This window comes from Meridianimarinicoccus aquatilis (assembly GCF_004358675.1).
Lineage (GTDB): Bacteria > Pseudomonadota > Alphaproteobacteria > Rhodobacterales > Rhodobacteraceae > Meridianimarinicoccus > Meridianimarinicoccus aquatilis.
In genome coordinates, this window is sequence record NZ_SMZO01000097.1 from 1 (window position 1) to 7,967 (window position 7,967).

Annotated in this window: 7 protein-coding genes and 1 pseudogene; 2 read left to right on the forward strand and 6 right to left on the reverse strand. The window is 60.4% G+C overall.

Annotation, left to right across the window (positions count from 1 at the left end; all coding sequences use genetic code 11):
- The coding region (locus tag E2L05_RS19885) for a MerR family transcriptional regulator (protein WP_394346566.1) at positions 1-448 on the reverse strand (448 nt) is incomplete at its 3' end.
- A gap of 51 nt (positions 449-499) precedes the next feature.
- Here E2L05_RS19885 and E2L05_RS19890 point away from each other — a divergent pair.
- The gene (locus E2L05_RS19890; protein WP_133344730.1) at positions 500-1,222 is read left to right on the forward strand and encodes a P-loop NTPase; all 723 of its coding nucleotides are present in this window, start codon (positions 500-502) and stop codon (positions 1,220-1,222) included.
- Entirely contained in the window at positions 1,215-2,450 is a 1,236-nt protein-coding gene (locus tag E2L05_RS19895) for a DUF6522 family protein (RefSeq protein ID WP_133344732.1), read from the forward strand. Before E2L05_RS19890 ends, E2L05_RS19895 begins: the two co-directional genes overlap by 8 nt.
- A gap of 158 nt (positions 2,451-2,608) precedes the next feature.
- Here E2L05_RS19895 and E2L05_RS19900 read toward each other — a convergent pair whose 3' ends face one another.
- The 5 genes and pseudogenes from E2L05_RS19900 to E2L05_RS19920 all read right to left on the reverse strand — a co-directional run.
- The gene (locus E2L05_RS19900) at positions 2,609-3,697 is read right to left on the reverse strand and encodes an IS4 family transposase (RefSeq protein ID WP_133344734.1); all 1,089 of its coding nucleotides are present in this window, start codon (positions 3,695-3,697) and stop codon (positions 2,609-2,611) included.
- 230 nt (positions 3,698-3,927) lie between these two features.
- Complete coding sequence (locus E2L05_RS19905) at positions 3,928-5,286, reverse strand: ISKra4 family transposase (RefSeq protein WP_133344735.1); 1,359 nt, start codon at positions 5,284-5,286, stop codon at positions 3,928-3,930.
- A 159-nt stretch (positions 5,287-5,445) separates the two neighbouring features.
- Entirely contained in the window at positions 5,446-6,798 is a 1,353-nt protein-coding gene (locus E2L05_RS19910) for an IS1380 family transposase (RefSeq protein ID WP_133344737.1), read from the reverse strand.
- 155 nt (positions 6,799-6,953) lie between these two features.
- Positions 6,954-7,426 (reverse strand): annotated as a pseudogene (locus E2L05_RS19915) (IS6 family transposase); the annotation flags it as partial.
- 193 nt (positions 7,427-7,619) lie between these two features.
- Positions 7,620-7,967 (reverse strand): RES family NAD+ phosphorylase (locus E2L05_RS19920; protein WP_133344727.1); only part of this gene is annotated, 348 nt, incomplete at its 5' end.

The following is a 7,967-nucleotide window of genomic DNA, read 5'->3' on the forward strand; positions in this document are numbered from 1 at the left end:
GCTTGACCCGTTCGCCTCCAATGTTGGCCCAGTCTTCGCTCCAGTCGAACTGGAACGCCTCGCCGGGCTGAAACACCAAGGGAACGTAGGTGCCGCGTCCCGTCGTTTGTGCAGCCCGATGCCGATCCGCACGCCAAGCGCGGGCAAAAGCCGCCACGCGACCATAGGAGCCATCATAGCCAAGCTTCACCAAATCAGCATGCATCTGCTTCACCGTCCGCCGTTCCTTGCGCGGTTTGCGTGTCTGCGCCAGCAGCCAGGCAGACAGACGATCCGCATAAGGGTCCAGCTTGCTCGGCCGTGATGGCGTCTTGAACTTCGGCTCAACCGCGCCCTCGCGCAGGTACTTTCTGATGGTGTTGCGAGACAGCCCCGTGCGCCGCGAAATCTCGCGGATTGGCATTTTGTCACGCAATGCCCAGCGTCGGATAATACTCAAAAATCCCATGTCGATCACTCCATATCTCCCCGACCAAATCCGTCGGGGCAGCGTGTTCACATGGGTCAGTTCTCAGTGAAAATTTGGGGGGCTACCGGGTCACTTCTCAGCGGAAATCAACAGGTCAAGGTACCGATCCTGGGCGTGATCGAGAACATGAGCGGCTTCACCTGCCCAGATTGCGGAACGGTGACGCATATCTTCCATCAAGGTGGCGGAGAGGCGATCGCGCAGGAGTTAGACGTAGATTTCCTTGGCAAGGTGCCTCTTGACCCGACTGTGGTCGACTGCGGTGACGACGGCCGCCCACTGGTGCGCGCCGCGCCCGACAGTCCGGCGGCAGCGGCCTACCGGAGTATCGCTGCCACGTTGGCCTGGACCGGCGGTGACGTCGCGGGAATCGCAACGCCCTTTGCCTGGACGATTGCCGAGGGCGTAGGAAAACCGTCCCCTGCGCCTATCGCCGAGGGTGGACCGGCCGACCGGCTTGCGGCGCTCGACCACGCCGATGGCGCGCTGCTCTTGCGGTGGTCCGACGGCACGGATCAAAGGTTAAGCGAGCGCGACCTTCGGCTGGCCTGCCAATGCGCGCAATGCCGCGACGAGATGAGCGGCAAACGGCTGCTGAACCCGGACACCGTGCCGATGGATATCCGCCTCACCCGTGTCTGGAGCGTCGGCAACTACGCGCTCGGCATGGCCTTCAGCGACGGCCACGACACCGGCATCTATGTCTTCAAGGCTCTCCAAGCCATGGTGGGGACGGAGCTTGAAGATGTCTGACACCGCCACCCGCCGCCGCATCCGGGCCGAATCCTCGGCCCACGATCCCGATGTCGTGGGATTCATCCTAGACGCGCCGATTCAGGGGCGCGCGTCCGTCCGGTTCGAGGCCGCAGGTGATGCCCCGCTGGCGCGCGCGCTTTTCGCGCTGGATGGTGTTGTCCGAGTCGAAGTGAGCGGTGCAACGATTTGGGTTAAAAAGAATGCCGAATCGGACTGGGCAACGCTGAAACCCGCGATCGCCGATGCGATCCGAAAGCTGCTCGACGAAACCGACGCACCGCTCGGGCAGGACGGGCGGGAAGAGACCACACCCGACCAGGCTCTGCTCGAGGCGGTCGAGACTCTGCTGAACCAGCAGGTCAATCCGGCCGTGGCCGCCCATGGCGGGCATATCTCGGTGGACAAGGTCGAGGGCGGCGCCGTCTATCTGCGCATGTCCGGCGGCTGTCAGGGCTGCGCGGCCTCTGCGGCCACACTTCGCGAAGGGGTGGAACGCATGCTGCGCGCCGCCTTGCCGCAAATCGACAAGATCGTCGATGTCACAGATCACGCGGCGGGGGGCAATCCGTTCTACGCGCGCGACGATGGACCATCGCCTATCCTGAACCGACCCGTTCCCGAAGGCGTCATCGGATGGGAGGACGGGCAGATTATCGTCGACCCGGATTACCTGGCACCAAAGCTCGGCATCACACCAGAAGCGCTACGCGCGGGTTTGCAGAGAGGCGATGTCGTCGGCGTGACCGAGACCGGCGAAGGAAAGGACAGCGGCAAGACCCGGATCGTCCTGCGCACGACGACCCGCGCCTGGGCCGCGGAAATCGACGCAAGCGGCGCGGCCCGCGAGATTCCGCCGCCGCGTGTGATCGAGGCAGCAGCGGGCACGGAGAAAGAGCTTGCCAACCGCGTCCGCGCCCATCTGCAAGGTCTCACCGAAGACGAGATGCCGATCACCTACGGCGCATTGGCGCGCGCGCTCGGTCTGTGGACCCCGGGCTCGATCGCCAAGGTCACCAGGGCCCTGGAAACCACGATGCGGGAGGACGCCGCGGCGGACCGTGCCTTTATCGCCGCCCGCGCCGTCAATCGCGGACGCGACAAGCGTCCCGGCAAAGGCTATTTCGATCTCGCCAGCGCCCTGTCCCGCGGACCGCGGACCGGCGAAAGCGAGGCGGATTCTCACGCACTGGAGCTCCGTCGCCTGAAAGAGACGATGGCCAAATAAACAACTTCTGGCGCAATCCCTCGGATTTCGAGCATCTAACCACAGCAGATGTTTCGCATCACGAACACTTCGAGGCTGACAGCGGTCCGTGGCTGTCGCGTAGCCCTTAAATCTGAGACACGGAGCGTTTGAGGCCATTTTTTGCCCTTAAAAGCACACTACACGACTCCCGCCCGCGGCCGCCTCGGAACGACGAGGTTTCGGGTTATGAGAGGCGTTTCCGGGCTTGACCGCATCCATCGCCGGACTTCGTCGAAGCCAATACGGAACCAGGATTTCGCGCAGTATCCATGCTTCTTCCGGGCGGGGTATTTTTTTCCCATGATCTGGGCAGCGGCACGGCAGACGAGGGCGATGGCAACAGCAGTAATGGCGATGAGCAGAGACAACTTTGAGGTGAGCGTCAGGCGCGTATCTTCAAGGTTTAGACCCCGCGTCTTGCTGTCTGCGAACAGGCACTCGATGAACCAGCGCTTTTTGTACTGCCGCAGGATGTGCGCGCCAGTGGCTGGATATGGCGAAGCGACCACGAGAAGCTCGCCACCCTTGATACGGCGCGCGCCGAAATGAAGCTCAAGGTCAGGGTGACCTGCTTTGCCGGGCAGGACAGCAGTGAAGCCCCGAACACCCTTGCACCGTGACAGCAGCGAGCGAAACTTCAGTTCGCGTCCGTTGGTGCGGACGATCTGGTCCTCCTTCATGCGGATCGCGAAGGGGATCTTGTTCTCGACCAGAAAAGCGAACCATTCTTGGCCGATAAACTCCCGATCAGCCAGAAGCACCCGCACGGTCGAGGCATCGAAATGCGCAAGATATCGCTTCATCAGTGCGATGCGCTGCGCGGTCGTGCTGTTGCCAGAATGCGGGAGCAGGGTCCACATCAACGGGACACGGAACTTGGTCGTGATGACTGCCAAGACGAGGACGTTGACGTCGGCGGTGCCGATCTTCCAGTTGGTTCGGTCAAGACACAGATGCCAAGGGCGAGGGTTGTTGAGCAGCGAGATCACGATGCCTACACTCCAATCCTCGGGTAGGCGCACGTATTGGAAGAAACGTTGCAGACGGCGATAGGTCGATGCAACCATGACGCGACTTGGCCGCTCGCTCGCGATGTGCGTCAGGTTCACCGTCCGCGCGCTGATCATTCCAAGCAAGATCATGCAAAGCGTCTCGAGCCGTGACTTGCCCAACGGCACATGCGGGGTTAGCGTTTTCTGGAGATCGGCGAGAGCAAGGATATTCAAGGGACCGTTCCTTTGGTGAGGTCGAGTCCCATAGAAGAATCTTTCCCGCCGGTCTCGGCCACCCCAAAAACCGCCGTGTGTCGTGTAGTATGCCTTAAAAGTGAATATTTCGCAGTCAAACGACGAAATTTCTCTGTTTTTCGGCAACCGACTACTCAAACTGTGTCTCAGATTTAAAGGCAAAATATCGGATTAAAGGGCAAAATCTGGGAGTGGGCAAAACTTGGGGGTTATGCGGCTGCTCTTTGGTAAGCGCAGGTTAGCCGACCGTCGAGAACGGCGGCGCGGACAACAGCCACGCGGTGGGCTCCATTGGGTGACCATCTCATGCGGCGGCGCTTGCCCATGCGTGTGTTCCCGATGTCGTCCACGCAGCCCTCTGCCCGGGATGAAGAGACTGGAAGACCTCTTCGATGTCGCTTGCCGTAGTTCGTCAGGTTGTCCATGTTGTTCGCAAGGTATAAATAGAGGTCTCGGCACCGAGCTTGCACTCGCCGAACCGCTTCAGTCACCACGCGGTCATCTGTAACCAGTCGAGCGGAATCGACCATCAACCATTGCAGACTGGTCGTGGCCGTTAGAACTTTTCCATGCCAAAGGTACCATCGCAGCGTCTCGGCCGGACGTTTGAACAGCACTGGAATGCCGGAGAAACCCCTGCTCTGCAGCAGGCCTTTTACGGCGTTCTCGACGTGCTGAATACGCATTGAGATATGCCACCAGTCGAGGATGTGGCGGACCTTTCCATCGACGGCATTGCGGACGAGGTTTGGCAGGGCTGGTTCCCCGTCCGAAATTACCGTGACGGTTTGTTCGTGATCCCAACCGAGAGCCTTCAAGTCCTGGCGAAGCTGACTGGCAGGTGACAGGACCGCCTGTTGCACCAAGCCGAAGCGACGGCACCTATCGTGGCTTTCGATCTTGCCGACCACAACATCGAGGTGTCGCTTCTGGTATTCCGGCCTGCATCGGATATGCGCACCGTCCAGGAAAACCGTCAACGCAGGCGCCTCTTCGGCGGCTGAAGGAACCAACGGCTCAGTCTGCTCGCTGCCGCAGATTTCTCGGGCAACTTTGCCCAGTCGATTGCGCACCGATGTATTCACCTGCTTCGCGCAAGGCAGAAAGGTTTCCAGGATACGCGCCGCTTCCCGGAACGAATGACGCGCCCCAAGTTCGGCTTGAAGGCGTCGCAGTTCCGGGGTCGATCGATCTGGAAAAAAGTGAGCGAGAGGCGAAAGCGGTCCGCCCAAGACAACATCGGATTTTGCATTGCAGGCGCAACGGCGAATGCGCGGCGCTTTGACCTCGATCCTGCCGAAAAGTGTGTCGAGCACCCGCGACCGATAATCATGTATAGCCCGGACCCCGTCGCAGTCCGGACAGAACCGGCTGGCTTCGGAAATTTCGTCGATCTGGTCGCGCAGGATCACATTCTGCAATTGCCCCAGGATCGTCTTCGCATCTTCGAGCAACAACCCAAACCCCTCAGGCTGCGTGCGCCGAGATGGGCGGGATAGACGGCCGAGGCGATGCCTCTTTGTGGTTCCATTCTCGAAGGTCGTCTCGACAATAATCCGCACGTCCATGGTAGGTCCCCTCTCAATGAACCACTAGCATACACAGACACCCCCAAGTTTTGCCCACTCCCCGCGCAGCGACCGCATCGTGGCCTTGCAGCAGAGTTTTTTTAGCGCGTCGGGCATACCTGTCCTGCCGTTTTCGCTCTGTCGGTGCGGGGATCTTGGTCACGTGCATGACGGTGGGGCTCGAAGGCGGCGGATGGCGGCGAGGATGGCGCGCACCATCTGTCCTGACACGGCCACTTCGGCCAGTTGGAAGGTGATGGCGCGGGCGTGACGTACGACACGGGCGCCGATCTTGATCAGCTTCAGTTGCAGGCTGGTCAGCGACCAGTCGGCCATTCCCTCGGGCAGTTCGATGCAGCGCAGGAACGTTGCCAGGTTGTAGGCCAGTGCATGCAGTTGCAGCCGCACCTCGTTATCGCGGAACCTTCGGCAGGACAGACGCGTCCAACGGAAGGCGTACTTGCCTTCCTTGATATGCTGCTCGGCGGTGCCGCGCTGATTGTAGAACCGCACGACCCAGTCGGGGTCCATGGGCATGTTCGTGACGATGAAGCCCACGCGCGGGAACAACTCGCCCGGATGCCATTCAATCTTGGCGATCACCCGGCGCTCCGTGCCCCAAGACGCGGCCTGATACTGAAAATCCTCGAAGAAGCGCTTCACCTTGGTCTTCGAGGGCCGGCCTACAGGCCGACTCAGCCGGTGCGCGATCTTCTCGCGCAGGACGTTGTTGGCAGGCAACCGGATGGCGTAGAAGTAATCGGCCTCTTCAAGGCGTTCATACAGTGCCGGGATCGCATAGGCGGCATCCGCCCGGAAGAACCGCATGATGTCACGCTCGGCATACCGGGCGATGACAGGATCGAGGACGCCTCGCCAGCCATCGGCGCCGTGGACGTTGCCGTCGCGCAAGGTGCAGCGTTCCAGCATGCCGAACTGGTTGAACAGGAAGTTGGGGTGATAGCAGGTGCAGTCGAAATGCCCGTTCCAGGCCGCGCCTTCCTGATCGCCATGGGTGGGGCTGACCGAGCTGTCCATATCCAGCACGATATACTTCAGGCCGTTGCGGTCGTGAAACCGGTCGATCCATTGTCCGTTCAAGTCGGCCAGCGCCGCCCGGTTCTCGGCCAGTGCCAGCGTCTCTGTCTCGAAGCGCCCCATCTGCGAGGCCGAGGCCGCCTGCGCATAGACAGCCCGTCCGCCAACAACCTGACGCATGACCGGGTCGAGCGCGAGGCGGTCAGCATCGTTGACGTCCTCGTATCCGGCCAGACGCCCGAACACCGATTGCCGGAACAGCCCGTCGAGCCGGTGGATGGTGTTCTTGCCACTCCGCGTGTCGCGCAGCGTGACCGACGCAAGGTCTGACAGCCCCAGCGCGTCATCGAGCTCGCGCATCACCAGAAGGCCGCCATCTGAACTGAGCTGAGCGCCTCGGAATTCCAGCCGCACCCGGCGGTCGAAATCCACCCGATCTGCCCGCTGCGCGCCCGCACCCTCTGGGTGATCCATGAAACGCCACCTTCAGCCCGATTAACATTCTGAAATATAACACGTTACTGGCAATCGGAGGTGCGAAAAAGTCAAGCCACTTGGGAAATGCGGGTTAAGGGCAAAAAATGGCCTCAAACGCTCCGTGTCTCAGATTTAAGGGCTACGCGACACCTGCGGTGGTCGATACCGGGCGCCAGGTTTTCAAAGCCGCACTATAGCTGCCGAGCTTGTCCGTGATTACAACGCGCGGTCGCCCGTATTGCTTGAATAGTTTTCGAGAAAAGCGTTTCGCTGCGCGAGTGTTGCGCCGAGATTGAACCAGAATATCAAGAACGTCACCATGGCTGTCGATCGCGCGCCAAAGCCAGAATTTGCGCCCGCCGATAGGAATGACCCCTTCATCAAGATGCCATTTATCAGACGGCGCAGGCCGATCTCGCCGGATGGAAGCGGCATACCTTGTACCAAATTTTCCAACCCACTTCCGGATCGTTTCATAACTCACGATGATGCCGCGCGCCGCAAATAGATCCTCGACATCGCGCAGGCTCAAGGGAAACCGAAAATAAGACCAGACCGCATATCCAATGATCTCAGGCGGGAAACGGTGGCCTTTGAAGGCGCCGGAATGTTGGGCTCTTGGCATGTCAGTCGGTACTATTTCAGATCAGGCCCCGCATGTTGACGATGCCCTTGCTGCTGCCTCATACCGCCACGCCCGATCAGATGCCTTGGAGCTCTGGAGCACCTACACTCTCGAGATGACCGCATGACCTTGCCTTCCCAGGCTCTTTGCGGCCAAGGTCAAACAACTTGGCAAAGCCGTGGTGGCCGCTTGATCAGGAGACCTGGCGCACAACCACACGACCGGTTCGGGGCACTTCGATCCGGAAGTGCTTCGCCTGCGTCACATTCTGGATAAGGGGCGGGCGAAAGCAGACCCAGTTTGCATGTCCGGCGTGACGCACGCTTTCATAACGGATACCGGCACGCGCGCCTTCATCACGGACGCGCCGTCCAAAAGCCTGCGCTACAGGGTAACTTGCATCGTCGGGATCATGATATTCCGGATGCGCTCCGAAAATGTCGACATAGTCTCCATCAAGGTCCGCCTTGTATTGGCGATACGTTTCGGATTTCTGCGTCAAGGCGCTCAGCGCGATCTCCTTGCGCAGCCCGTTGGCAAC

Bases quoted from the DNA above. Each gene is read 5' to 3' on its own strand.
- E2L05_RS19890 (WP_133344730.1), top strand. From the start codon at position 500: ATGGGTCAGTTCTCAGTGAAAATTTGGGGGGCTACCGGGTCACTTCTC.
- E2L05_RS19895 (WP_133344732.1), top strand. From the start codon at position 1,215: ATGTCTGACACCGCCACCCGCCGCCGCATCCGGGCCGAATCCTCGGCC.
- E2L05_RS19905 (WP_133344735.1), bottom strand. From the start codon at position 5,286: ATGGACGTGCGGATTATTGTCGAGACGACCTTCGAGAATGGAACCACA.
- E2L05_RS19910 (WP_133344737.1), bottom strand. From the start codon at position 6,798: ATGGATCACCCAGAGGGTGCGGGCGCGCAGCGGGCAGATCGGGTGGAT.